The organism is Haloarcula sp. JP-L23, assembly GCF_011602445.1.
GTDB lineage: Archaea > Halobacteriota > Halobacteria > Halobacteriales > Haloarculaceae > Haloarcula > Haloarcula pellucida.
Window position 1 is genome coordinate 2,702,420 of sequence record NZ_CP050014.1, and the last position, 24,893, is coordinate 2,727,312.

Sequence of the window (24,893 nt, forward strand, 5' to 3'; positions counted from 1 at the left end):
CGTGGCGGCCCGTAGTCACCGATTCGTCACCCGACAGGATAAAGCGCGGGGGCGAGTCAGAGCGGTCAGCGCTTGCTCCGGTTCCACCGCCTGACTGCGACGGCGACGGCGAGGTAGGCAGGGAGTGCAACGGCGAGCACTGTCCCGATGCGACCCCAGTCACTCACAGTGAGCGCGACGGTACCGAAGTACCGGCGCAGCGGCGTGTACAGCACGGCCAGTTGCAACAGAGCGGAGACGGCCACCGCACCGGCCAGCCACAGATTCGAGAACGTCGGCGTCTCTCTGAGCCACCGGATGACGTACAGTTTCTCGAACTCGATAGCGACGAACCCCGTAAAGACCATCGTCATGGCGTAGGGCGTCACGGCGGGTGCGCCATCGAGGGTCAGCAACAGCAACCCCAGCATGAGGAGCGTCGAGATAGTACCCAACCCGCCCATCAGACCGAGCATCCCCCGGTCTACGATGCCGCGGCCGGGGTCCCGTGGCGGGCGGTCCATCACGTTCTCGCTCGAAGGGTCCGCACCGAGCGCCACTGCCGGGAGGCCGTCGGTCAGCAGGTTAATCCACAGCAACTGCACTGCCGGCAGGACGAGGTAGCCAAAGAGCGAGGCGATGAAGACGATAGCCACCTCGGCGATGTTCGCACTCAGGAGGTACGCGACGAACTTCCAGACGTTGTCGAAGATGGCCCGGCCGCGCTCGACGGCCCGTTCGATGGTCGCGTAGTTGTCGTCGAGCAAGACGATGTCGCTGGCTTGCTTGGCCACGTCGGTGCCGCGAATCCCCATCGCGACGCCGATGTCGGCATGTTTCAGCGCAGGCGCGTCGTTGACGCCGTCGCCGGTCATCGCGACGCGGTGGCCGTTGGCCTGTAGTGCCCGCAAGATGCGGACCTTGTGTTCGGGGGCCGTCCGCGCGAAGACGTCGACGTCCTCGACGCGGTCACGGAGCGTCTCGTCGGTCATCCCGGCTAGTTCCCGACCCTCCATCACCTCGGTGTGCATCCCGAGCGATTCGGCGATAGCGGCGGCGGTGCGGACGTTGTCTCCGGTCACCATCTTCACGTCGATGCCCGCTCGCTCCGTGGCGGCGATGGCGTCGGCCACCTCCTCGCGCGGCGGGTCGATGAGACCGACGAGGCCGACGAAGACGAGGGCGTCCTCGGCGACCCCGTCGGCGGTAAGGTCGCCCTCCGTGTAGGCTACGGCGAGGACCCGGAGCGCGTCGTCGGCGAACGTTCGGACCTGCGCGCGAATCCGGTCGGCCGCCGCCTCGGTCAGCGGTTCCGGTCCGCCCTCGGTCAGGACGTGGTCGGCCTTCGAGAGGATCACTTCCGGCGCGCCCTTGAGATACGAGCGCTCCTCGTGGACCGTCCCCATCCACTTGCGCTCGGAGGAGAACGGTATCTCGTCGGTCCGGGGGTGGTCGTCCCGCAGGGCCGTCACGTCGATGCCCGCGTCCTCGGCGGCGGCTACCAGCGCTCGTTCGGTCGGGTCGCCGGCGTCACCGTCCGGCGTCGCGTCGCTACAGAGTGCGGCGGCTCGCAACAGCAGGTGGACGCGGTCTTCGACGGGTTCGGTGTCGTGTTCGACCACGCTGTCGTTGATCCAGACCCTGCTGACGGCCATCTCCCCTCGCGTGAGCGTCCCCGTCTTGTCGGTACAGATCACGTCGACGCCGCCGAGTGCCTCGACCGCCGGGAGCCGGCGGACCAGCGCGTTCTCGTCGGCCATTCGGCGGACGCCGAGCGCGAGCGTCAGCGTCACGACCGCTGGGAGGCCCTCGGGGACGGCGGCGACGGCGAGCGACACCGCCGTCAGCGCGGCCTGAAACGGGTCCGTGCCCTGCAAGAGCAGGAGGGGGACGACGAGGGCGGCGAGTACGACCACGCCGAGGCCGAGTCTGCGCCCGAGCGAGTCCAGTTCCCGCTGGAGCGGCGTCTCGGTCGTCTCCGTCGCGGCCAGTTCCTGCGCGATAGCGCCGACTTCGGTATCCATTCCCGTCGCGGTGACGACGGCGACGCCCCGGCCCCGCGTGACGTTCGTCCCCTTATATGCCATCGGCGTCCGCTCGGCCAGCGGCGTGTCCGCGTCGACGGCGTCCGCGGACTTTCCGACCGGCGCGCTCTCGCCGGTCAGGGGGGCCTCGTCGATTTCCAGTCCCGTCGTCTCGACGAGGCGGCAGTCCGCCGGCACCACGTCGCCGCCGGTCAGTTCGAGGACGTCGCCCGGAACCAGTTGTGTCGCCTCCACGTCGGTCGTCGTTCCCTCCCGGCGAACCGTCGCCGTCGGCGCGGTCAGTTCGCGCAACGCGGCGAGACTCTCCTCGGCGCGGTAGTCCTGTACGAACCCGAACAGGCCGTTGGCGACGACGATGACGGTGATGAGGACGGCGTCGACAGCGTGGCCGGCCCAGACGGACAGCGCCGCCGCGACCACCAGCACGTAGATGAGGACGCTCTGGTACTGTGCGACGAAGATGCGAAACACCGACCGTCCCGCATCGCGGGCCACCTCGTTCGGGCCGTGTGCGGCCCGTCGCTCGCGGACCGACTCGGCCGAGAGGCCATCGGGGCCGCTGTCGAGGGCGTCGTACACGGCGTCGGCGGACTGAGCGTGTGCGGGCGGGTCCACACGCGGAGTGACTCGGCCCGGCACTAAGTGTGTTTGGCGTTGACACGGGCAGCGGGTTTACGTATCGGCCGGTCGGAGAGTCCCCCATGGCCCCAGTCCGCCGACTCGTCGTCGACGTATTGAAACCGCACGATCCGCCGTTGCTGGAGTTCACCGAACGGGTCAGCGAGACGGACAGCGTCGACGGCGCGACCACCTCGCTCATCGAACTCGATCAGGAGGTACAGAACGTCAAGGTCACCGTCGAGGGCGACGCCCTCGACATGTCGGCCATCGAGTCGACCATCGAGAGCCTCGGCGGCACCGTCCACTCCGTCGATCAAGTCGCCTGCGGCGAGTACGTCGTCGACGACCAACCGACGCTTCAGGACGGGTGACCGCCGTGGCCTCCGCGCGTGAGTTACTGCGCCGGTTGCTGGGGAAAGAGGACGTCCTCGCCATCTCGCGACGGTACTTCATCTCCAACGGGTTCGACGGGACGCTGACGTGCATCGGCGTCGTCATCGGGTCGGTACTCTCGGGGGTCCCGAACGGCCTCACCGTCATAAAGATCGGACTCGGGGCGGCCGTCGGTCTCGGCACCTCGGCGGTCTGGAGCGTCTGGGAGATAGAACGGGCAGAGAAGCGCGCGGAGATACGCCGCCTCGAACGCGCGATGCTTACGGACCTCGACGACACCCGCATCCAGCGAGAACACCGCGGGGCTAGACTACTCCACGCGACGATGAGCGGACTGGGACCGACCGTCGGCGTGCTGATACCGCTGTCGCCGTTCCTGCTGGAAGGCACCGTGCTGAGCATGACCGAGGCGGCAATCGCTGCCGTCGGCCTCGGCATCGGCGTCCTCGGTGCCTTCGGGGCGTACATGGGGTCTATCTCCGACCAGCGGTGGTACGTCGCGGCGGCCCGGATGGCGCTGGCCGGCCTCGTCGTCGCCGTCGTCAACCTCCTCTTGCCCGGTTAGGTCCGCCCCGGCGACTCGACGCGGCCGGTCAGTGCCTCGGGGACGAGACGATAGAACTCGAAATCCACCACTCGCGTCGGTTCCTCGAAGATGTCGATCAGCGGAATATCGACTCTGTCGAGGCCCGAAAGCGTCTCGGTCGCGATGTCTGACTCCGCGAGGTCTTCGAGTTGGCCGGTGGCGACGACGCTCTGCCACCGATCGTCGACCTGCCGGTGGACGACGAAGGAGACGGGACGGTCGTCGAGGTCAGTCTTCGAACTCTCGGGGCCGACGGCGAGGCGAAAGTAGAACGTCCGAGCGTTCGCGTCGTATCCGTACGACACCGGGACCGAGTGCGGGGAGTGGACCGCCGTTCTCGACAGTGACAGGACGCCAGTGCCGCCGTTTCCGAGGAACTCGTCTACCTCGTCGTCCGCCATCGACACGGGATGGTCTGACTCCATATCTGTACCAATTTGGTTGGGTGGACTATAAGTCCTGACTGGCGGTCGGTACGGTCCCGTCCGGGTCGACACGCCGTCACTCGTCTCGTTGGCGCGTACTCACCGTGAGAACGGGTACAGTCGACCGGCGAACGAGACGTTCGGCCGTGCTTCCCAACACGACCCGGTCGAGGCCCGTGTGGCCGTGGGTCCCCATCGCGACGACGTCGACGCCGGCGTCCGTCACGTACTCCAGCAGGGCCTGACCCGGATAGCCGGTCGGCGTCGCCGTGACCGCGTCGAGACCGGCCGCACGTGCCGTCTCGGCGACCGATTCGGCTGCCTCGGCGGCCGACTCCTCGAGGTGGTCGAGGACGCCCGGCGGGATACCCATCTCCGACCCCGTGGCGAGGTCGCCGAGATTGACCACGCTGACGGCGTGGACCCGGGCGTCGGCCCGTTGGGCGACGGCGACTCCGTGTTCGACGGCGGCGGTCGCCGCCTCGCTCCCGTCGGTCGGAATCAGGACCTCGTCGTATCCCTCGCCGACCTGCGTCTCCTCGGTCGCGCGGACGCTGAGGACCGGGACGGGCGACCGGCGCAGGACGCGTTCTGCGACGCTGCCCGTCAGGACCCGCGTGAGACCACTGCGTCCATGGGTCCCCATGGCGACGACGTCGATATCGTGAGAGGTCACGTAGTCGAGAATCACGTCCGATGGCCGGCCGGTCAGGACCTCTCGTCGGACCGTCTCGACGTTCGCCACCACGGACTCGGTGGCATCGACGGCAGACTCCGCCTGGGCTTTCAGTCGCGCGATGAACTCGTCGTCGACGCCGCCGACCGAGAAGGGGCCGCTCGCGGCGTCAACGTCGACGGCGGTGAGCAGATGGATCGACGCGTCGAACAGGTCGGCGAGGTACGCCCCGTGTGTCGCCGCTCTGAGCGCGTGGTCACTCCCGTCCGTTGGTACGAGGATAGTGTCGTACATCCGTACCGGGGCGATACGTGCGTGCAGTTGATAGTTCTACGTCACGAGCGCGGTGGCGGACGGACACGCCCACCCCACCGTGTCGAGTGTTCTGCGTTCCCGGGGGAGGGGGCTCGTGGGCGACGGATACTCACGTTCGAGCGACGGCCGGACCGTGGACGACGGGACGTGTCGTCGACGGGTCTCTACCGACAGCCACCACCCCACGCACCCCACCGTGTCGAGTGTTCCCGTACCAGTGCGTCGCTCTGTGAGCGGAACGTGTCGACAGTGAGTACTAACCGCTACCGGGAACGCGCGTACCCGCCCGTTTCCACGTGACGGTCGCCCCTCTCACCCCACCGTGTCGAGTGTTCTCACAGCGAGGTGACTGGTCGAACAGGCCGGACCGAACGCTCACCCGCTTAGATGTGGCGCGCGACGACGCTGGGCGTGGCGATGTCGTCCAGTTCCCTGACCACGTCACAGACGAGGTCCAGCGGGACGTCGAACTCGTACTCGTGGTACTGCCCGCCGGCCCGTCCCTCGTTGCGGACGGTACGCTGGAGGATGCCGACCATCGCGAGGTCCGCGAGGTGGTCGTGCATCCGACGGCGGACGAGCGGATCGGTGCCCGACTGGTCGGCCACTGTCCGATATACGGGGTAGATCTCGCGGACGCGGGCCGGCATCTGCTCTTCGAACGCCAGCGAGAGCGTCGCGATGAGCGTGAGGTGCCCGTGGTGGGTCAACTCCCGCATCCCGTGGCGAATCTGGCCGCGTTCGAGTTCCTGTGAGGCCTCGCGGACGTGTTCCTCGACTATCGGCGGGTCGCCGTGCGTGCGGGCGATGTCGCCGGCCTTGTACAGCAAGTCGAGTGCCTGTCGCGCGCTCCCCGTATCCTGTGCGGCGATAGCGGCACACAGTTGCAGGACTCCCGCCGACAACGCATCCTCCCGTAGCGCACCGTCGACGCGTTGAGTCAGTATCGACTCCAGTTCGGGCGCCTGATACGGTGGGAAGTGAATCTCCTCCTCACAGAGCGTGTCCTTGACCTTCGGCGAGAGCGTCTCCCGGAACCCGAAGTCGTTGCTGATGCCGATGACGCCGGGCTTGACGGTATCGAGGTAGCCGTTCGAGCGCGCCCGCGGGAGTTCATAGAGGATGTCGTCGTCCTCGCCGATGTGGTCTATCTCGTCTAAGACCAGCAGGACCGTCCCGCCGACGTCCTCCAGTTCCTCGTACAGCATATCGAAGACGGCCTGCTGGGGGTAGCCGGTCGTGCTTATCTGCTGGTTCGCCGGGCGCAGGAGGTTCACGAGGTTCGCAGCGACCTGATACGACGAGGAGAAGTTCGTACAGTTCAGCCAGTACACCGAGAGGTCGACGTCGTCGTACTCGGCGACGTCCTGTTTCAGATGAGAGAGCAGGAACCGCGTGACCGCCGTCTTGCCGACACCCGCTTTCCCATAGAGGAAGATGTTGCGCGGCTGCGCGCCGTTGATGACTGGCTGGAGCGCGTTCTCGTAGGCGGCCAGTTCGTCGTCCCGGGCGGCGATAGAATCGGGCTGGTAGTCCTCCCGCAGCATGTCCTCGTCGCGGAACACGTCCTCGTCGCGGGTGAACCTCGCCATTGCCGCACCGTATGGACATTCAGTACATAAAACCACCGTGTCGACTGCGTCGAGTGAAAGACTTTCACCCCGAATAGCCACCCCACCGTGTCGAGTGTTCTGGCGGCGGACCGACGACTCGTCTGTCGGTTGGCGTGGACCTACGTGAATGGTCCGTTCTCGTCTCGCGGACCTGCGGTTCGACAGTCACGGCGACGTCCTCGAGTGCCGGCCCCTATTGGTCCGTGCCGACAACGTCCGCTTTGATGTCCTCGGGGCCTTCACAGCGCCGGGCGTAGTTCTCACCCGCGTGGAGATGCTGGTCGTCGGTCACGTCCGTCCAGCCACGACCCGGTGAGTGGCGGGTCGCCCCGTCGGTCACGTCGGTCGCACCGACGGCCCACTCCGGCCCGACTCTGTGAGACACAGAACACTCGACACGGTGGGGTGGGAGGGGTCCGTCACTCGGCCAGCGGTTCGGTCGACAGCGGCGGCCGTTCGGACACGCCAGCACCCGTCGCCCCGAGAACACTCGACACGGTGGGGTGACGGGGGCCGGCCTCAGCCGCCCAGATACAGTTTCGAGACGTCTTCGTTGTCCAACAGTTCCGAGGCGGCGTCCTCGAAGCGGACGGTCCCCTGATCCAGCACGTACCCACGGTCGGAGATGCCGAGCCCTTTCTTCGCGTTCTGCTCGACCATCAGGATGGCCGTGTCCATGTCGTTGACCGCCTGCACGTGGCCGAACACCTCGTCGGCGGTGTTCGGGGCCAGCCCCGCCGACGGTTCGTCGATGAGCAACACGTCGGGTTCCATCACCAGCGCTCGGGCGAAGGCGAGCACCTGCCGCTGACCACCAGAGAGCGTCTTGGCTTTCGCCTTCCGGGTGTTGTCCAGCAGCGGGAACCGCTCGTAGAGCCGTTCGATAACCTCGTCGAGACCGCTTTCGCGGGCGACGCCGCCCATCCGGAGGTTCTCCTCGATGGTGAGGCTCCCGAACACGTTGTCCGTCTGCGGGACGTAGCCGATGCCCTCGCGGACGATGTCTTCGGGCGCCATCCCGCCGATCTCGTCGCCGTGGTAGGTGACGGTTCCCTCCCACGGCGTCAGCATGCCGAAGGCCGTCTTGAGGACCGTCGACTTCCCAGCGCCGTTGGGACCGATGAGGCAGACGATTTCCGACGCGTCGAGGTGCAGCGACAGGTCCTCTAGGACCTGCACCTCCCCGTAGCCGCTGTCGACGTTCGACAGTTCGAGTACCGTCCGGTCGCTCATGGGCTCCCCCCGAGGTAGGCGTCGATGACGCGCTCGTCGGCCTGTACCTCTCGTGGCGACCCCTCCATGAGGACGCTGCCCTGATCGAGGACGATGACTGGGTCGGCGAGTTTCATGACGAAGTCCATGTCGTGTTCGATGAGCAGGAACGTCGTCCCCTGCTCGTTGAGGCGGCGTATCTGCTCTGCGAGTTTGTTCCGCAGCGTCGGGTTGACCCCGGCGGCCGGTTCGTCGAGCAAGAGCAGTTCCGGGTCGGCCAGCATCGCGCGGGCCAGTTCGACGAGTTTCATCTGCCCGCCGGATATCTTCGTCGCTGGCTGAGTGGCGAGATGGTCTATCTCAAACTCTTCGAGGATGCGTTCGGCGTCTTCTAAATTCGCCGCCTCGTGCTCGCCGACCTCGCCGGGTTTGAAGAACAGGTTCAGGAACGACTCGCCGGGCTGTTTCCGCGGGCCGACGAGCATCGCCTCCCGGACGGTCATCCCCTCTAGCTTCCGCGGCGTCTGGAAGGTGCGGATGAGCCCGTGGTCGGCGATTTCGTACGGTTCCATCCCCGTGACCTCCGTACCGTTGACCTCGACGCGGCCCCCATCCGGTTCGTAGAACCCGGAGATGAGGTTGAACAGCGTCGACTTCCCGGCGCCGTTGGGCCCGATGAGGCCCGTGATAGTGCCGCGTTCGACCTCGAAGGTCGCGTGGTCGGTGGCGGTCAGCGCGCCGAAGGACTTCTGTAAGTCCTCGACGCGCAGAACGACGTCGTCTTTCGACCGGTCGGCCGCCGTGGCCGTCTCGGCGGCGTCTGCCGCCGCCGCGTCGGCGTCAGTCATCGTCACCACCTGCCTTGGCCTCTCGGACGCCAGAGTCCGGTCGGTTCGGCGCCTCGTCGACGACTTTGGGCCAGATGAGCTCTCGCTGTGGCGGAAGCACGCCCTGCGGGCGGTACCGCATCAGGACGACGATGAGGACACCGATGAGCAGCAGTCGGAGCGGCGCGACGTCGATGGGAATCCACGCGAACTCGTTGAGGAAGCGGGTCCCCTCACGGATGGAGACGATGACGAACCCGCCGAACAGCGCGCCGCGGTTGGACCCGCTGCCGCCGAGGATGACGGCGACCCAGACGTAGAACGTCGTCACCGGATCTAAGTCGCCGGGGCTGACGAACAGGTTCAGGTGAGCGTAGAACACGCCCGCGAGCGCCATGATGATGCTCCCGAGGACGAACGACTGCATCTTGAACCCGTAGGTGTTCTTCCCCAGCGCTCGCGCGAGGTCCTCGTCCGAGCGGATGGTCCGCAGGACTCGCCCCCACGGCGAGCGGTGAGCGCGCCGCAAGACGGCGTAGCTGATGCCGACGAACCCGAGGACGATTGCGACGTTCAACAGGGCGCTCCAGAACGGCGTCTCGAGCACGAGGGTCGTACCGGGCAGCGGGCGAACCGCCAGCCCCGGCATCGTCTCCGGCAGTGTCGCCAGCACGGGGACTCCCTCGAAGAACGGCGGGATGCCCCGCACGCCGGCACTCCCGTTGGTGAACTGCCGCTCGTTGAGCACGACGAGGCGGACGACTTCAGCCAGTCCGAGCGAGGCGATGGCGAGGTAGTCCGCGCGCAGGCGAAGCGTGGGAATCCCGATAGCCAGCGCCAGCAGGGCGGCGACGCCGAGTGCGACGACGAGGCCGACGATAGGGAGTACGTCGCCGGCGATGGGCGAACTGCTGGCGCTCATCAGCGCCGTCCCGTACGCGCCGACGCCGAAGAACGCCGCCACGCTGAAGTTGATGAGTCCGGTGAACCCCCACTGCGAGTTCAGGCCGAAGGACAGCAGGGCGTACATCCCCGCGAGGCCGACGAGATAGAGGAAGTACGTCGGCGCGAGCGCACCCGTCAGCAGGCCCACGAGCAGGAGTCCGGCGAAGCCGACGATGAACGCGAGGACGCCCTGCTCGGACCTCGTGAGGTCCGCCCAGTACCCTTTCGGGTCGGAGAGAGCACTCATCTCAGGTCGCCTCCCCGGCGATGCCGTTCGGACGGACGAGCAACACGGCGACCATGATGACGAACGCGATGGCGTTGGCGTACTCGATGCCGATGGCGATGCCGAAGCTGTCCGGAACCAGCGGCAACAGGGCGCCCATGTCGGTCAGCAGCGCGATGTCCGACAGCACCGGCGTCAGTTGGTTTATCATCCCGATGAGGAACCCTCCGAGCATGGCCCCGTAGACGGAGCCGATACCGCCGAGGATGACGGCGGCGAAGATGAGCAAGAGGAGGTTAAAGCCCATCCGTGGCGAGAGCTGATTGTACAGGCCGAGGAACACGCCCCCCGACCCCGCGAGGCCGGCGCCGATTATCCACGTCCAGAGTTTCACGCGGTCGGTGCGGATGCCGCTGACCCGAGCGAGGTCTGGGTTGTCCGCCATCGCGCGCATCTTCCGTCCGAGGTCGCTGTACTGGAGTAGGGTGTGGAGCGACCCGACGAGGACGAGCGCCGAGAGGACGATGGCCACGTCGTGCTGGGTGACCCGAACTCCGTAGGGGAGCAACGCCTCGATGGGGCGGAGCGTCTGGACCTCGTAGCGCGTGAAGTCCGCGCCGAAGCCGATCTGGATGATGGCGCGGTAGACGAACGCGATACCGATAGAGGTGATGAGCAGTTCGATGGACCCCGCGTTCATCCCGTCGTACACCACCTTCTCCGTGAGGACGGCGACGACGGCGGCGACGACGATGCCGGCCACCAGTGCCACGAAAAAGCCCAGTGGGAGACCGAGGACGCTACCGCCGAGGCCGCCGACCGCCCCGAAGGTGAGGAACGCCGCGTACGCGCCGACCGTCATCGTGTCGCCGTGGGCGAAGTTCGCGAAGTCCGCGATGCTGTAGATGAGCGACAGCCCGATGCTCCCGAGCACGATGATACTGCTGAATACGAGCCCGCTGGCGAGATAGTCGAAGACCATGGTCCGGCTTAGGATTCGATGAATCCGGTGCCGACGTAATCGTGGTCCTGGACGGTCAGAATCTGTAGGAAGCCAACGGGGTCACCGTTCTCGTCGAAGTCGATGGGGCCGCTGACGCCCTGATAGTCGACGTCGTCGGGGCCACCGCCGTCGGCAAGAATCTGGCTCGCGGCCTCGAAGGAGGTGACTTTCTCGCCCTCCGGGCGGGTCACGTCGCGGACCGTCTCCTGCAGCGCCGCGCCGGTGAACTCGTCGGCGGCCTGAATCGACAGCGCGGCGGTCACCACGCAGTCGTAGGCGTAGGCCGACCACGCGGTCGGTTGCTCGCCGTAGGCCTCCTCGAAGGCCGACGCGAACTGCTTGTAGTTTTCCTCCTCTACGGGCGCGGAGGGGACGACGATTCTCATGCCGTCCATACTCCCCTCGGGGGTGTTCTCGATGACGTTGTCCCCGGAGACGGAGTCGGCGCCGTAGAACTGCGCCTCGTACCCGCTGGAGTACACCTCGTTGACCATCGTCGCGAACTCGGCCTGATAGGTGATGAACAGCCACGCGTCGGCGCCCGAGGAGTTCATCCCCGAGACGACGCTGGAGTAGGACTGCTGTTCCTGGTCGTGAGGGTTGTTGTACGCCACCTCGCCCTCGTAGGCCTCGACGAACGCGTCGGCCAGACTCTGCCCGTAGTCGTTGTTGACGTAGGTCAGCGCGACGGTGTCGTAGCCGTCTTCGGCGATGATGTTCGCGAGCGCCGTCGACTGGGTCCGGCCCGTCGGCGACATCCGGAGCAGGCCCGGGAAGTCAGTAAGCGACAGGCCCGTGGAGTTCTGGCTCAACTGGACGACGTCGGTGCCCTGCACGACGCTCTCGTAGATAGCCAGCGAGACGCCGGACCCCACCGCCCCGATGAGGAAGGGCACGCCGTCCTGATTGACGAGTTTCTGGGCCGCCGAGACGCCGCCCTGACTCTCGCTCTCCGAGTCCTCGACGGTGATCGAGAGTTCACGGCCGTCGATACCGATTTCGTTTACGGCCTCCAGAGCGAGGTCCTTCCCGCGCTGGTTCCGTTCGCCGAACGCCGACAGCGACCCCGTCAGCGCGTCGACCATGCCGATGTTGTAGGGACCGCTGCCGCCGTCACCACCACCCCCGTCGCCCTCGGTGTCCGTACTCCCCCCGTCACTGCCGCCATCGCCGCCATCGCCGTCACTGCCGTCGCCACCGTCGTCGGTGGTGCTGACACAGCCGGCGAGGCCAGCGAGGCCCGCGAGACCGGACGCTCGTAGCACTGTTCGACGATCGAGTTTCTTCGGCGAGTCGTCTGACTCCATGTCTAGATACACCATGGAACAAGGAACATCGTTAACAGTACCCCGACCATGGACGGGACGTTCCGGGCAATCACGTACCAGTACCTGAATCACTGCCGTTTTATTCGGATATTTTAAAACGGAATTTTTGGTCGGGGGCCGTTATAGGTGGGGGGAGTCCGTGCCTGTGTGTATGATTCCACCGATCGCCAGCAATTTCGTCGCGGGCGAAACGGCGTCGGCGGCGATGGACCACGTCGACGACCTGAACGAGCGAGGGGTACACGGCATCCTGAATCTGCTCGGGGAGCACTACGGCGACCGCGCGGACGCTGATGCGGACACGCAGGCGTACGTCGACCTCGTACGAGCGCTCGCACAGCGAAACACCGACGCTTGCATCTCCGTCAAGCCGAGTCAGATCGGACTCGACATCGGCGATGCAGTGTTCGAGGAGAACCTCGCCCGCATCGTAGACGCCGCCGATTGTCTGGTCTGGATAGACATGGAAGACCACACGACCACGGACGTGACGCTGGACGCGTTCGAACGGCACGCACGCGAGACGGACGGGAACGTGGGCGTCTGCGTGCAGGCGAACCTCAAACGAACCCGCGACGACCTCGAACGCCTCGCCGACCTCCCGGGCAAGGTCCGGTTGGTCAAGGGGGCCTACGACGAGCCCGCCGAACTCGCCTACCGCGAGAAGGCCCGCGTCGACGAGGCCTACCGAGACGATCTAGCGTTCATGTTCCAGCACTTCGACGACGGCATCGCCGTCGGCAGTCACGACCCGGCGATGATTAGCTACGCTCGCGAACTGCACGAGGAGTACGGAACGCCCTACGAGGTCCAGATGCTGACCGGCGTCCGGGAACGCGCGCAGTTCGACCTCGCGGACGACGTCACCGTCTATCAGTACATCCCTTACGGCGAGAAGTGGTTCTCGTATTTCTACCGACGCATCAGAGAGCGAAAGTCAAACGCCCTGTTCGCGCTTCGGGCCGTTGTCGGCCGCTGAGGCGCGAACGCAATTTTTTAGGTGTACCTTATCCAGTGGAGGGACGTGAAACGACACGTCACGCGCCGCCAGTTGCTCGCCACGGCAGCGGCGACAGGACTGGGCGGTTGTGTCACCGGTGGCGGAGAGACGGGGGCGAACACGGAGGCGGGGACAAACACGGGGACGGCATCGGCACCGAGCTACGACGTCTCCGTCGACCACGACCTGTACGGGTGGGACGGCTACGTGCCCGACTGGGAGGCACCCACGACGGTCCCGACGGACCTCGAAGTCGAGACGCTCGTGACCAACCTCGAGATTCCGTGGGACCTCTCGTTTACGCCGGACGGCGACCTGTTCATCACCGAGCGGACGGGACGGCTCCTGCGCTACGAGGACTCGGAGGTCGTCGGCGTCGCGTCGCCGGCCGACGCCATCGACGCCGGCTCCGTCGACCCCGGCACCGACGAGAGTTCCTGGTGGGTCGAGGGCGGCGAGGGCGGGACGATGGGCGTCGCGTCCCACCCGAACTACCCGGACGTGCCGGTCGTCTACCTCTACTACACGGCCGAGCGGGACGACGGCGAGAAAGTGAACCGGCTCGCGTACGTCGACGTCGAGGCCGACGATCCTGCAGCGACGACCGAGACGATACTGGAGGCGCCCGCCGATACGGTGCACAACGGTGGCCGCATCGCGTTCGGCCCGGCGAACTACCTCTGGGTCTGTGTCGGGGACAGCGGGGAGGCGGATCTGGCTTCGGACCCGACGTCGCTGGCCGGGTCGGTGCTGCGGGTCACCCCGACTGGCGACCCGGCCCCGAACAACCCAGAGCGGGGCGGGGACGCCGATCCGCGCATCTACTCGATGGGCCACCGCAACCCGCAGGGCGTAAACTGGCTACCGGACGCCAGCCCGCTGGCGGTCGAACACGGCCCCGGGCCGGACGAGGTAAACCTGCTCGGTGCCGGCGGCGACCACGGGTGGCCCGACGTGCGCCAGCCCGAGGAGTACGCCGCGTCGGACGTCCGACCGCCGGTGGCGAGTACCGCACTAGAGAGTACGTGGGCACCCTCTGGCTGCGTGTTCTACACCGGCGATGCGGTCCCCTCGCTGCGTAACCGGCTGCTGGTCGGCTGTCTCGCGAGTCAGGAACTGAAGGTGGTCACACTGACGCCGTCGGAGGCCGAGGCGCCGCCACTGGGCGAGACCGGCGTCCGCCACGCGGGCGAGTGGCTCGACGACCGCTTCGTCGCTACGACTCACGCCCGACTGACCGACGAACTCGGGCGGATCCGTCACGTCGAGCAGGGGCCGGCCGGCAGGCTCTATGCCATCGTCTCGAACCGAGACGGCCGTGCCGGTGACGGGTTCCCGACCGAACGGGACGACCGGCTGGTCCGGCTGACGCCTGCAGAGTGAGCACGGCAGCGCCGGCCGGAGACACGGCGGAACCGGGCGAACGAATGGGTGCCGTCGGCAGGAGACGGAGAGTGGGTGGGTCGGACAGCGCGGCGAAATGGCTCCGGATAGTGGGACGGCGGGGCTATCGCGGCCGCGAACTTACGGGTCCAGTAGTTTCGCTTCTGCCTTCCGAAGGTGTTCTAACAGCGTCGTCTTCGAGACGTCCATGTCGTCGGCCAGTTCGCGGGTCGACGTCTCGCGGGGCCACTCGTAGTAGCCCGCGTCCCGCGCGTGCTCGAAGACCTTGCGCTGTGCGGAGGTCAGCGAGTCGAGTCGCTGTTCCCGTTCGGACGCCGCGGACTCTGAGGCCGTGATGGCGGCGACGCTCACCTCGGCCCCGGCCTCCTCTCTGACCTTGTCGAGTGCGGGTTCGATCTTCGAGCGCTCGTCGGCGAAACACACCTGCCACTCCTCGCGGCCGTCCTCGATGCGGACGGGGGCGCTGTGGACGAACCCGTGTTCGAGCAGCGTCGGGCAGACCATGTCGTCGGGATCGTACTCCAGGAAGAACTCCCGGACCACGTTGCCCGGCGCGTTGCGCTGGCGGCCGAACCGCTCTTGTAGTTCCTGTAGTTCGCCGGCCCGGTCCGATTCGCAGATGGCGTCTAGCAGTCGCTCGACTTCGTCCTCGGTGTCACCGAATGCCGTAAAGAGGCCGTTGACCGACGTCGGCATCTCGCCGCTCGTCGCCGGCGAGTTGTAGATCGCGTGTGCCAGTACCCCACCACCCGTCTGTTCGGTGGCCTCGATGGCCCAGCAGTTCGGATGCCAGAGGTCAAGCGTTAGCCGTGTCCCCGAAACTTGTTGTTCGACGCTCATGGATACAGTAGCCCCTATACCCGGATGTACGTGACCAATTCACAAACCCCTTCCGACCATGGTCGGGTCGGTCCCGCCCTCGCGATCAGCCGACGGCCTGAATTGTCCACCCGTCCATGGTCGGATGGGACTATTGGCTCTCGCTCGGCGTAGTCAGATGCAATGGGAGCGACATATCAACACTACATCGACGGCGAATGGACCGACGGCGAGGGCACAGAGACCTTCACGAGCGAGAATCCCGCGACTGGCGAGACGCTGGGCGAGTTCCGACGTGGAACGCCCGAGGACGTAGAACGGGCGGTCGAGGCCGCCGACGCGGCCTACGAGGAGTGGCGCGAACTCTCCCGCATCGACCGCGCAGAGTACCTCTGGGATGTCTACCACGAACTGAAGACGAACGTCGACGAGTACGGCGAAATCGTCACCCGGGAGTGCGGCAAGGAGATCAGCGAGGGGCGGGCCGACGTGGTCGAGGCCGCACACATGGTCGAGTGGGCCGCCGGCGACGCCCGCCACCCGAGCGGCGACATCGTCCCCTCGGAGATTCCCGCGAAAGACGCCTACATGCGCCGCAAGCCCCGTGGCGTCGTCGGGTGTATCACCCCGTGGAACTTCCCCATCGCCATCCCGTACTGGCACATGGCCGTCGCGCTGGTCGAGGGCAACACCGTCGTGTTCAAGCCCGCCGAACAGACGCCGAAGTGTGCGAACGTCATCGCCCGCCTGTTCGACGAGGCCGGCCTGCCCGACGGCGTGTTCAACATGGTACAGGGCTACGGCGACGCCGGCAACGCCATCGTCCAGTCCGACGACGTGGAGACGGTGCTCTTTACCGGGTCGGCCGAAGTCGGGCACAAGATAGCCGATTCGGTCGGGGGCGTCTCCGGGAAACGTGCCGCCTGTGAGATGGGCGGGAAGAACGCCGTCGTCATTACCGAACACGCGGACCTCGACATCGCCGTCCACTCGGCGGTGATGTCCTCGTTCAAGACGACCGGCCAGCGCTGTGTCTCTTCGGAGCGGCTCATCGTCCACACGGACGTCTACGAGGAGTTCACGGAGCGGTTCGTCGACGTGGCGTTGAAAGTCGCCGTCGGCAACCCTCTCGAAGAGGACACGTTCATGGGGCCGCTCATCGAGGCCGAACACCGCGAGAAGGTCACGGAGTACAACGAACTCGCACGCGAGGAGGGCGTAAACGTCCTCGTCGACCGGACCGACCTCGACGCCGACGAGATTCCCGACGGCCACGAGGACGGCCACTGGGTCGGTCCGTTCGTCTACGAAGCGGACCCCGACGCCGACCTGCGCTGTACCCACGAGGAGGTGTTCGGCCCACACGTCGCCCTGTTGGAGTACGACGGCGACATCGAACGCGCCGTCGACATCCAGAACGACACGCCGTACGGGCTGGCCGGCGCTATCGTCTCGGAGGACTACCGCCAGATAAACTACTACCGCGACCACGCGGAACTCGGCCTCGCCTACGGGAACCTCCCCTGCATCGGCGCGGAGGTCCAACTCCCCTTCGGCGGCGTCAAGCGCTCCGGGAACGGCTACCCCTCGGCCCGCGAGATCATCGAAGCGGTCACCGACCGGACGGCGTGGACGCTCAACAACTCGAAGGAGATCCAGATGGCACAGGGCCTCTCTGCCGACATCATCACCAGCGACGACGAGTAAGACGACTCCGACGAGCGAACCGAGCGCAGTCTGCCCGTCCTGTGGCGGCACCCTCCACAGACAGGTGGGCGTGGTGACGTGTGCCGACTGTGGCTGGGTTCCGCGACAGGGCTCGGACTGAGGCCAGTCGGGCGACTCCAGCCGTCTTTGCGCCGGATTACTCCGACGGCCGGAACACTCTGACAGTGTCGCGCTTCCGTTCGGACGACGTGACTTCGACGAACCCGCGGTCGGTGAACACGCGGTGCCAGTCCCGGTAATAGAGCGGGATGTCGTCGTCGACGTAGTTGACCTCACCGTACTCGCCGCTCTCGTTCTCGACGGTGACGACGAGTTCACCCGCGATACGCGCGATGTCGTCGAACACCCACTCCACGTCGGGATGGATGTGCTGGAGCGTCTCGACGGAGTAGACGGCGTCGAAGGCGTCGTCCGCGACGTCCGTGGCGTACTCCTCGATGGCTTCGGCGTGGAACGACCCCGTCTCGGCCAGTTCGGGGTACGTCTCCGCGAGGACGTCCAGCGCCGCCGGGTTGACGTCGACACCGGTCAGGTCCGAAAAGCCCGCGTCGGCCAGCGCGGCGAGGTGGCGGCCCACGCCACACCCCACCTCCAGAACGCTCGCCTCTCGTCCGACTTCGGTTTCCAGAATCGACTGCACCAACTCGCTCGTCTCGTCCGGGCCGTAGTGGGCGTAATACGTCGGCGAGTACTCGCCGGACCGCTCTGCCCACTCGCTTCGGACGTCGTTAGAATCCACGTTGGAACGGGGTGGCCTGCGCGTATAGGTCTACCGACACCTCGCCACCGGAACTGGGGCCGTTCCCGCGGGCGGACGACTCTCCGCCACTCACAACTCGACGGTCGCGAGGTCCGACTCCAGTTCGTCGACGTGGTCGTTGTACGCCTCGACGAACCCGCGGAACCGCGGGGCGTACTCCCTGATGTCGGCCGCCGACGGCGGTTCGTACTGAGAGAGGAGGTAGAGGCCGCCGGTGCCGCCGACCCGGAGGTACGACGCCCGTGCGCTCTCCCACTTTAGCTCCCAGCGGGTGCCGTCGACGCGGGTCGCGTACGTCCCGTAGTCGCCGCCCTCGTAGCGCTGGAGTTCGCCGGCGATGCGGTCACACACCTCGCGGATGCGACCGAGGACGCGGTTCCGTTCGGCGACGACACCATCGGTGGTCGCCACCTCGGGGAAGTCCGTCGAGACGTCGTCTAAGACGCCGTCCAGCGAGTCGACGTAGTCGCCGAACCCCTCGACGAAGGCCCGATAGTCCAGCAACGCGTCGGCCAGTGCGTCCGGTTCCGGGGGTTGTTTCGTCGAGATGACGTACACCTCCGACCCGCGGACGGGGTCGTACCGGAGGTACTCCAAGTCGCCGCCCTCGTACTTGACCGTCCACTCGCCGCCGTCTGTCTCGACGGTGGCCTGTCCGTAGTCTCCACCCTGCAGTCGGGCTAACTGGTAGGCGATTTGGCCCGCGTGGTCCCGCACCGCAGCGACCAGTTCGTCACGTCGTTCGGCGACCGCCGTCGCGTCGGCGGGGTCGATCGGTGGCCAGTCTGTCACACCTGTGCCAGCACCCAGAGGGCAATAACCAGTGCGGTCGGTCCCGCCGCTGGCGTCACCGTCGGCGCTGCGCCCGTCGGCGTCGCAGCCGAGATGTGCCGACTGCTCGACCCGGAGAGCGCCGTGAGTCGAGGGCGACTGGCCGTGTGCCCCCACCGTCGAACCGAGGCGCGCTACGCGCGGGCGCTCGCCGAGCGAACGGGTCGTCTGCGTGAGGCGAGCGGAGTCGCCCCGGCTGTGATCGGTGAGTGCGAACCGCACAGGTGCCGTGGCGATATCGTCCGCTCGGTTTGCGCTGCAATCGTCTACCGGTTTGTTCCCGATTGGCCTTCTCGAACTCGTCAGTCAAGACCAAATTCCGCCGATGGTACTGGATACACGGCCTGAGTCAAGCACTAACGGAATTTCACAAACCCGGAAGGTTACTTAGCTACAGCAAAGATATCGTTCCTGAATAGACAACTTTAACACGCAAACATGAGAAGCGTCCGAGCGTGAACGGGTCCAACCAAGACTGGTGGCCGAATCAGTTGAGCATAGAGATTCTCGACCAGAACGCCCGGCAGGCCGACCCGATGGGCGAGGAGTTCGACTACGCCGAGGAGTTCGAGAAACTCGACCTCGAAGCCGTGAAGGCGGATATCGAAGAGGTGATGACGACGTCACAGGAGTGGTGGCCGGCCGATTACGACCACTACGGGCCGCTCTTCATTCGAATGGCGTGGCACAGCGCCGGCACGTACCGCACCAGCGACGGCCGCGGCGGCGCGTCCGCCGGTAGACAGCGCTTTGCGCCTCTCAACAGTTGGCCCGACAACGCGAACCTCGATAAGGCCCGCCGGCTGCTCTGGCCGGTCAAGCAAACGTACGGCCGCAAACTCTCGTGGGCCGACCTGATCATCCTGGCCGGAAACGTCGCCATAGAGTCGATGGGGGCCAAGACGTTCGGCTTCGCGGGCGGACGCGAGGACGCCTTCGAACCCGACGAGGCCGTCGACTGGGGGCCCGAAGACGAGATGGAAACGTCCGAGCGCTTCGACGACGACGGAAACCTCGAAGAGGGGCTCGGCGCCACCGTGATGGGGCTCATCTACGTGAATCCGGAAGGCCCGGACGGGCAGCCGGACCCAGAGGCGTCGGCGGAGAACATCCGCGAGTCGTTCGGCCGGATGGCGATGAACGACGAGGAGACGGTCGCACTCATCGCCGGCGGACACACGTTCGGGAAGGTCCACGGTGCCGACTCCACTGACAACCTCGGCCCCGAGCCCGCGGCGGCCCCTATCGAGAAACAGGGGCTCGGCTGGGAGAGCGAGTACGGTTCCGGCCAAGGACCGGATACGATCACCAGTGGTATCGAGGGTCCGTGGACGCAAGCGCCCACCAGCTGGGACACAGGCTACATCGACAACCTACTCGACTACGAGTGGGAGCCGGAGAAAGGTCCCGGTGGCGCGTGGCAGTGGATGCCAAAGAGCGAGGAGCTAGAGAACTCCGTGCCGGACGCCCACGACCCGTCGGAGACGCAAACGCCCATGATGCTCACGACGGACATCGCCCTGAAGCGGGACCCAGACTACCGGGAGATCGTCGAGCGCTTCCAGGACAATCCGATGGCGTTCGGGATGGCCTTCGCGAAGGCCTGGTACAAGCTGACCCACCGCGACATGGGCCCGCCGTCTCGGTTCCTCGGCCCGGAAGTTCCCGACGAAGAGATGCTGTGGCAGGACCCCGTCCCCGACGTCGATCACGGTCTCATCGGGGACGACGAGATCGCCGACCTCAAAGCGGAGATCCTCGAGTCGGACCTGTCCGTCTCCCAGCTGGTCAAGACCGCCTGGGCGTCGGCGTCGACGTTCCGCGACAGCGACAAGCGCGGTGGCGCAAACGGGGCCCGCATCCGACTCGAACCCCAGAAGAACTGGGCGGTCAACGAGCCGGAGCAGCTCGAAACGGTGCTGGAGACCCTCGAAGGGATCCAGCGGGAGTTCAACGACTCGCGGTCCGACGGGACGCGAGTCTCGCTCGCGGACCTGATCGTTCTGGGCGGCTGTGCAGCCGTCGAGCAGGCGGCAAAGGACGCCGGGTACGACGTGGAGGTCCCCTTCGAACCGGGACGGACAGACGCCTCACAGGAACAGACCGACGTCGACTCGTTCGACGCGCTCAAACCGAAGGCAGACGGGTTCCGGAACTACCTCACGGACGGGGTCGACCGACCGGCGGAGGAGTTGCTGGTGGACAAGGCGGAGCTGTTGAATCTGACGACACCCGAGATGACGGTGCTGGTCGGCGGCATGCGAGCACTGAACGCGAACTACCAGCAGTCCGACCTCGGTGTCTTCACCGACCGACCGGAGACGTTGACCAACGATTTCTTCGTGAACCTGCTCGACATGGACACGGAGTGGGAACGGACCGCGAACTCGGAAACCGTCTTCGAGGGGCGCGACCGTGACACGGGCGAACTCAAGTGGAAGGGTACCCGCGTAGACCTCATCTTCGGTTCGCACTCCCGGCTTCGAGCCATCGCGGAAGTGTATGGAGCTGACGACGCAGAGGAGAAATTCGTGCGCGACTTCGTGGATGCGTGGCACAAAGTGATGTCCCTCGATCGCTTCGACCTCGAGTGAACTGAGCGACGAGCTTTCGGGCCGGTGACCGTCGCCGACGTCCCGATGCACTGTCGCCACGGCCCCTAATCGCGTCTCACAAATGAGCCGTGAAGAACTGCCGAGCGTAGTGGCGTGTGACGTTTTCGGCTGCTCCCCACATATCAACCGACAGCCGAGGCGTGCCGTCGGACGATGGCCCGTTCGGAATTGCTGTTGTGGAACGACCGTCTTAATTACCGGATCCGTCAGAGGGATTCGAGAGACGCCCGGATACCATGGGAATCGTACGCAGTGAGTCGATGAATCAGCCGTCGGCGCTCCGACTTTCTTGATACACCTCGCGTCGCTCGATACAGGGGACGCACGTACCGTGCAGTAGATACAGAGTGCGTATCCATAGCCTCTACTCTCGGTAACGTCCTACTACTTATATTGTTGTATGTCAACAATTCACAAGTCTAGTCCGGAAGGGGATAGTTCGAATCGGATAAGAAACAGTCCGTCTCGCCGAAACAGTAGATAGCCAAATACTGAAAGATAAATAACATGCCCGACCGACCATCCATCAGCGAACTGGAACTCAGTGATGCAGAGCTACTCGAATTGATCAAAAACCACGGTATCGACCGTCGGTCCCTGATGAAAGCGCTCGGTATTGGAACTGCGCTGTCGCTTAGTGCCGGTAGCGCAGCCGCAAAGCACGACGATCCGCATCCGCCGAACATCGACCCCCACTACGGCTATTCTACCCCGGACGCCGATAACATTCCGAAGAAACTGGAACCGGATCACGAGGTTGAACTGCACTTGATCTTTCCAAACCCCCCGGAGAACCAACCGCCGATGTTCCACTTTGCTCCAAGTGGACTTTCTGTGGACGCCGGTGATATCGTCCAGTTCACATTTACCGCTCCAGACCACACGATCACGTCCTATCACCCGGCACATGGGTTCCAGCAGCGGGTTCCTGAAGGGGCACCCCCCTTCTCATCGCCAGTCATTAGTGCCGGTGGAGCGTGGCTCTACCGATTCGAGAAAGAAGGACTCTACGACATGTACTGCGGACCACACCGCATTCTCGGCATGGCAATGCGGATCGTCGTCGGAGATCTCAGCGACGAGGATATCCCAGACTACGAGGACACGTTCGAGGGTTCCGAAGGCCCACCGCCGCTTTTGCCTCCATTTGGCAAAGCGTCTCTCGAACACGAACTCCATAATTTCACCGCATTCGTTGAGGGTGACAACGAAGGCTGTGAATGGGTATGGCTGACACCGAAAGAAATCCTTGATACGGACGCGCTTGACCCAGGGAATATACAGGAGGGTGACGGAAAAGTGTCGTTCAGTGAGGTTCTCGATGATATTGATCGTGCCGATGTCAACCACGTACACGAGTAGGTCGTGAGGGCGGTTGAGACATCCCCCCATATCGTTTTCCGATAGAACAGTAGGTTCTGATTAGCTAAATCCCATCCAGAAGTGGGTTGAACCGTTACTGAACGGTTTGCGATGCTGAATTACGCGCTATACAGCGTCGTGAATTCGCACACTCGGTTAAGCGGTCTTCTCGATTTGAATAGCGAAACTAACCACTCTTCTGAGAAATTGTATGGTCTCTCCCGTAGATAGCTGATTACCCAGCTGTCTCCGTAGTTCCGCCGTCTCTGAGTGGGTTCAACTTCTACAACGGCTTAACCCGCTCACGCCGCTATGTGTCGTCCGTCTCGTTGCGCTCCTGTGTCTCGTTGGAATCTGGAGCGGTGTACGTCGAACCGTTCCGAAGGGGCATGCCGGGTTCACACTCGAAGCCGCTTCCGGGGTCGTCACAGAATATCTGATCGTTCTGCGTGCCCGTCTCTGGATGCGGCGTCTCTCGCTCTGTGGGGGATGCTTCACTGGTCGACTCATTGTTAACAGCGTTCGGGGAGACAATAGCTGGCTCAACACCGGCTATCGAAAACCCGAATCCAATCACAGCAGCTACCAGAAGTAGCAACACCGCCAACGAAGTCAAACGAACCCAGTTGGATGGTTGAAACATGTTGGATATCGGTCATCGGTCGTGATAGGCTTTCTAGGCGATGGCTCGACTTCCAGAACGATATTGGGAGTCAATACCTACTCTGAGTCGTTCCGTCGGCTCTAGCTGAAGCCGTGACGGCATCGACCCGCTCAACGTCGCGTGTTCAAGTCAGCCTGAACGGAGTGGTTGGATCGGACCAAACCGGCCGCTGTACGGTCTATGCGACGCGTGAAGTAACAAGACGGGCGCTGAGGGATTTGAACCACGGTCGGAGCAAGCTCCTCCCTGATGCAAATCCTCAGCGACCACTCTTTGCTCGTCACGTCCGTTCCTCGCAAAATCACGGGCGCTGAGGGATTTGAACCCCCGACGGTTTGGTCCGAAGCCAAGCACTCTGTCCAGGCTGAGCTAAGCGCCCTACGTGAATACGTAATTCGGTGTTCCGGTTTAAACCATCCGGTTCTGTATCGTGCTCGTGAGAGATACCCACGCGCTATCAGTCGACGCCGACCACCTCTCGGCTGTGAGACAAGACAAAGATTATATGTCTGTTCGAGTACGTGTAGGAATATCGCTCTGGTGTGCTCGCTCACTACAGCCGACCAGTGAATACTGATGTACGATATCGGACACGACCGCCTCGATTTCGCTCTCGACCCCGGCACGAACGTCCTCGTAACCGGGCCGCCACTCTGTGGGAAACGCCGCTTCGGGATGCAAGCGCTCGCGGCCGGGTCGCGACGGGGCGAGGGGGCTATCGTCGTGACGACACGAGACACTGCCGACAGGGTGCGCTCTGACTATCGGACACTGTTTGCCGGCGGGGACGAGGACGTACCGCCGCTCGGCGTCGTCGACGCCGTCTCGGAGACCTTCGGCCAGTCGGTCACCGACGACCAGCACACGAAGTACACGTCATCACCGAAGGACATGAGCAGTATCGGTATCAAGTTCTCCGAGTTCGTCCAGTCGTATTACACCGAAGGCGGCATCGAACGAACCCGCGTGCTGGTGGACTCCCTGTCGCCGTTGCTGGTCTACTCGAATCTCCAGGGCGTGTTCCGCTTCATGCACATGTTCACCTCGCGCGTCGACAACGCCAGCGCAGTCGGCTTCTACACCGTCACGTCGACGGCCCACGACGACGAGACGATGAACTCTCTCACGCAGTTGGTCGACGGGACGGTAGAACTGACCGAGGAAGGAACGGCGACGATTCGGCTTCCGAACCTCGAAGACCAGACCGTCGACCTGTGACGGCCCCTTTCACTCCTCGCCGTGTGCCGTCTCCGCCGCGTCTGCTGGCGCTCTCTCGACGTCGTCGGTGAGGACCGCATCGACGTCGACGCCCTGTTCGTCCGCGATGGCTTCCAGCAGCGCTCGCTGTTCGGCCACCTGGCGCTCTACGTCGTCGACCCGGCCGTTCGTGTCCTCGACCGTCTCGCGGAGTTCCTGGACCTGCGTCTTTAGTTCGTTGACTTTCGTGTAGAGTTTGTCGGCGACGTCGGCCACTTTCTGTATCTTCTTCGCCGTCGAGCCAAATCCCATACTGTCG

Annotated in this window: 23 protein-coding genes and 1 tRNA gene; 8 read left to right on the top strand and 16 right to left on the bottom strand. The window is 64.9% G+C overall.

All coding sequences use genetic code 11. The features are described 5' to 3' along the window. Window positions 1-65 precede the first annotated feature (65 nt). On the bottom strand, window positions 66-2,639 hold the full coding sequence (locus G9465_RS14050) for a calcium-translocating P-type ATPase, PMCA-type (RefSeq protein ID WP_166971035.1): 2,574 nt from the start codon (window positions 2,637-2,639) through the stop codon (window positions 66-68). A gap of 86 nt (window positions 2,640-2,725) precedes the next feature. Here G9465_RS14050 and G9465_RS14055 point away from each other — a divergent pair, with 86 nt between their 5' ends. Together G9465_RS14055 and G9465_RS14060 are read left to right on the top strand one after the other, a co-directional pair. Next, entirely contained in the window at window positions 2,726-3,016 is a 291-nt protein-coding gene (locus tag G9465_RS14055; protein WP_166971037.1) for a DUF211 domain-containing protein, read from the top strand. A 5-nt stretch (window positions 3,017-3,021) separates the two neighbouring features. Beyond that, a complete protein-coding gene (locus tag G9465_RS14060) occupies window positions 3,022-3,603 on the top strand; it encodes a VIT1/CCC1 transporter family protein (protein WP_166971039.1) in 582 nt (193 codons plus the stop codon). Here G9465_RS14060 and G9465_RS14065 read toward each other — a convergent pair. From G9465_RS14065 to G9465_RS14105, 9 genes are all read right to left on the bottom strand, one after another. After that, on the bottom strand, window positions 3,600-4,049 hold the full coding sequence (locus tag G9465_RS14065) for a pyridoxamine 5'-phosphate oxidase family protein (protein ID WP_166971041.1): 450 nt from the start codon (window positions 4,047-4,049) through the stop codon (window positions 3,600-3,602). The genes G9465_RS14060 and G9465_RS14065 overlap by 4 nt on opposite strands. A 76-nt stretch (window positions 4,050-4,125) precedes the next feature. After that, the gene (locus tag G9465_RS14070; protein WP_166971043.1) at window positions 4,126-5,019 is read right to left on the bottom strand and encodes a universal stress protein; all 894 of its coding nucleotides are present in this window, start codon (window positions 5,017-5,019) and stop codon (window positions 4,126-4,128) included. Between the two features lie 404 nt (window positions 5,020-5,423). Next, complete coding sequence (locus G9465_RS14075) at window positions 5,424-6,632, bottom strand: orc1/cdc6 family replication initiation protein (RefSeq protein ID WP_166971045.1); 1,209 nt, start codon at window positions 6,630-6,632, stop codon at window positions 5,424-5,426. A gap of 214 nt (window positions 6,633-6,846) precedes the next feature. Next, window positions 6,847-7,038: a hypothetical protein gene (locus G9465_RS14080; protein WP_166971047.1), complete on the bottom strand. Its 192-nt coding sequence runs from the start codon at window positions 7,036-7,038 to the stop codon at window positions 6,847-6,849. A gap of 134 nt (window positions 7,039-7,172) precedes the next feature. Further along, entirely contained in the window at window positions 7,173-7,886 is a 714-nt protein-coding gene (locus G9465_RS14085) for an ABC transporter ATP-binding protein (protein WP_166971049.1), read from the bottom strand. Then, on the bottom strand, window positions 7,883-8,713 hold the full coding sequence (locus G9465_RS14090) for an ABC transporter ATP-binding protein (RefSeq protein ID WP_166971051.1): 831 nt from the start codon (window positions 8,711-8,713) through the stop codon (window positions 7,883-7,885). Before G9465_RS14090 ends, G9465_RS14085 begins: the two co-directional genes overlap by 4 nt. Then, window positions 8,706-9,884 carry a branched-chain amino acid ABC transporter permease gene (locus G9465_RS14095; protein ID WP_166971053.1) on the bottom strand — a complete coding sequence of 393 codons (1,179 nt, stop codon included), beginning with the start codon at window positions 9,882-9,884 and terminating at the stop codon, window positions 8,706-8,708. Before G9465_RS14095 ends, G9465_RS14090 begins: the two co-directional genes overlap by 8 nt. A gap of 1 nt (window position 9,885) precedes the next feature. Next, window positions 9,886-10,845, bottom strand: coding sequence for a branched-chain amino acid ABC transporter permease (locus G9465_RS14100; protein WP_166971055.1), 960 nt, complete (start codon window positions 10,843-10,845; stop codon window positions 9,886-9,888). Window positions 10,846-10,853: 8 nt separating this feature from the next. Then, window positions 10,854-12,173 carry an ABC transporter substrate-binding protein gene (locus G9465_RS14105; protein ID WP_166971057.1) on the bottom strand — a complete coding sequence of 440 codons (1,320 nt, stop codon included), beginning with the start codon at window positions 12,171-12,173 and terminating at the stop codon, window positions 10,854-10,856. A gap of 172 nt (window positions 12,174-12,345) precedes the next feature. On the opposite strand from G9465_RS14105, the gene G9465_RS14110 reads away from it, so the two are divergent. Continuing rightward, on the top strand, window positions 12,346-13,173 hold the full coding sequence (locus G9465_RS14110; RefSeq protein ID WP_166971059.1) for a proline dehydrogenase family protein: 828 nt from the start codon (window positions 12,346-12,348) through the stop codon (window positions 13,171-13,173). A 45-nt stretch (window positions 13,174-13,218) separates the two neighbouring features. Continuing rightward, complete coding sequence (locus G9465_RS14115; protein WP_166971061.1) at window positions 13,219-14,577, top strand: PQQ-dependent sugar dehydrogenase; 1,359 nt, start codon at window positions 13,219-13,221, stop codon at window positions 14,575-14,577. A 141-nt stretch (window positions 14,578-14,718) separates the two neighbouring features. Here the strand turns inward: G9465_RS14115 and G9465_RS14120 are convergent, their stop codons facing one another. Next, window positions 14,719-15,438: a helix-turn-helix domain-containing protein gene (locus G9465_RS14120; RefSeq protein ID WP_166971063.1), complete on the bottom strand. Its 720-nt coding sequence runs from the start codon at window positions 15,436-15,438 to the stop codon at window positions 14,719-14,721. A 162-nt stretch (window positions 15,439-15,600) separates the two neighbouring features. On the opposite strand from G9465_RS14120, the gene G9465_RS14125 reads away from it, so the two are divergent. Beyond that, the gene (locus G9465_RS14125) at window positions 15,601-17,124 is read left to right on the top strand and encodes an aldehyde dehydrogenase family protein (protein ID WP_166971065.1); all 1,524 of its coding nucleotides are present in this window, start codon (window positions 15,601-15,603) and stop codon (window positions 17,122-17,124) included. Between the two features lie 157 nt (window positions 17,125-17,281). On the opposite strand, the gene G9465_RS14130 is transcribed toward G9465_RS14125, so the two are convergent. Together G9465_RS14130 and G9465_RS14135 are read right to left on the bottom strand one after the other, a co-directional pair. Beyond that, window positions 17,282-17,884: a bifunctional 2-polyprenyl-6-hydroxyphenol methylase/3-demethylubiquinol 3-O-methyltransferase UbiG gene (locus tag G9465_RS14130; protein WP_166971067.1), complete on the bottom strand. Its 603-nt coding sequence runs from the start codon at window positions 17,882-17,884 to the stop codon at window positions 17,282-17,284. A 90-nt stretch (window positions 17,885-17,974) separates the two neighbouring features. Further along, entirely contained in the window at window positions 17,975-18,679 is a 705-nt protein-coding gene (locus tag G9465_RS14135) for a hypothetical protein (RefSeq protein ID WP_166973051.1), read from the bottom strand. Window positions 18,680-19,191: 512 nt separating this feature from the next. On the opposite strand from G9465_RS14135, the gene katG reads away from it, so the two are divergent. Both katG and G9465_RS14145 read left to right on the top strand, forming a co-directional pair. Continuing rightward, entirely contained in the window at window positions 19,192-21,330 is a 2,139-nt protein-coding gene (gene katG / locus G9465_RS14140; RefSeq protein WP_166971070.1) for a catalase/peroxidase HPI, read from the top strand. Window positions 21,331-21,858: 528 nt separating this feature from the next. Then, window positions 21,859-22,713, top strand: a complete 855-nt coding sequence (locus G9465_RS14145) for a plastocyanin/azurin family copper-binding protein (RefSeq protein WP_166971072.1) — start codon at window positions 21,859-21,861, stop codon at window positions 22,711-22,713. Between the two features lie 310 nt (window positions 22,714-23,023). On the opposite strand, the gene G9465_RS14150 is transcribed toward G9465_RS14145, so the two are convergent. Continuing rightward, window positions 23,024-23,356 (bottom strand): hypothetical protein, encoded by a 333-nt coding sequence (locus G9465_RS14150; protein WP_166971074.1) that lies wholly within the window; start codon window positions 23,354-23,356, stop codon window positions 23,024-23,026. 325 nt (window positions 23,357-23,681) lie between these two features. Further along, a tRNA-Arg gene (locus tag G9465_RS14155) sits at window positions 23,682-23,756 on the bottom strand. 197 nt (window positions 23,757-23,953) lie between these two features. Here G9465_RS14155 and G9465_RS14160 point away from each other — a divergent pair. Continuing rightward, a complete protein-coding gene (locus tag G9465_RS14160) occupies window positions 23,954-24,595 on the top strand; it encodes an ATPase domain-containing protein (protein WP_166971076.1) in 642 nt (213 codons plus the stop codon). Between the two features lie 9 nt (window positions 24,596-24,604). Here G9465_RS14160 and G9465_RS14165 read toward each other — a convergent pair whose 3' ends face one another. Beyond that, on the bottom strand, window positions 24,605-24,886 hold the full coding sequence (locus G9465_RS14165) for a DUF5798 family protein (protein ID WP_166971078.1): 282 nt from the start codon (window positions 24,884-24,886) through the stop codon (window positions 24,605-24,607). Window positions 24,887-24,893: the final 7 nt, after the last annotated feature.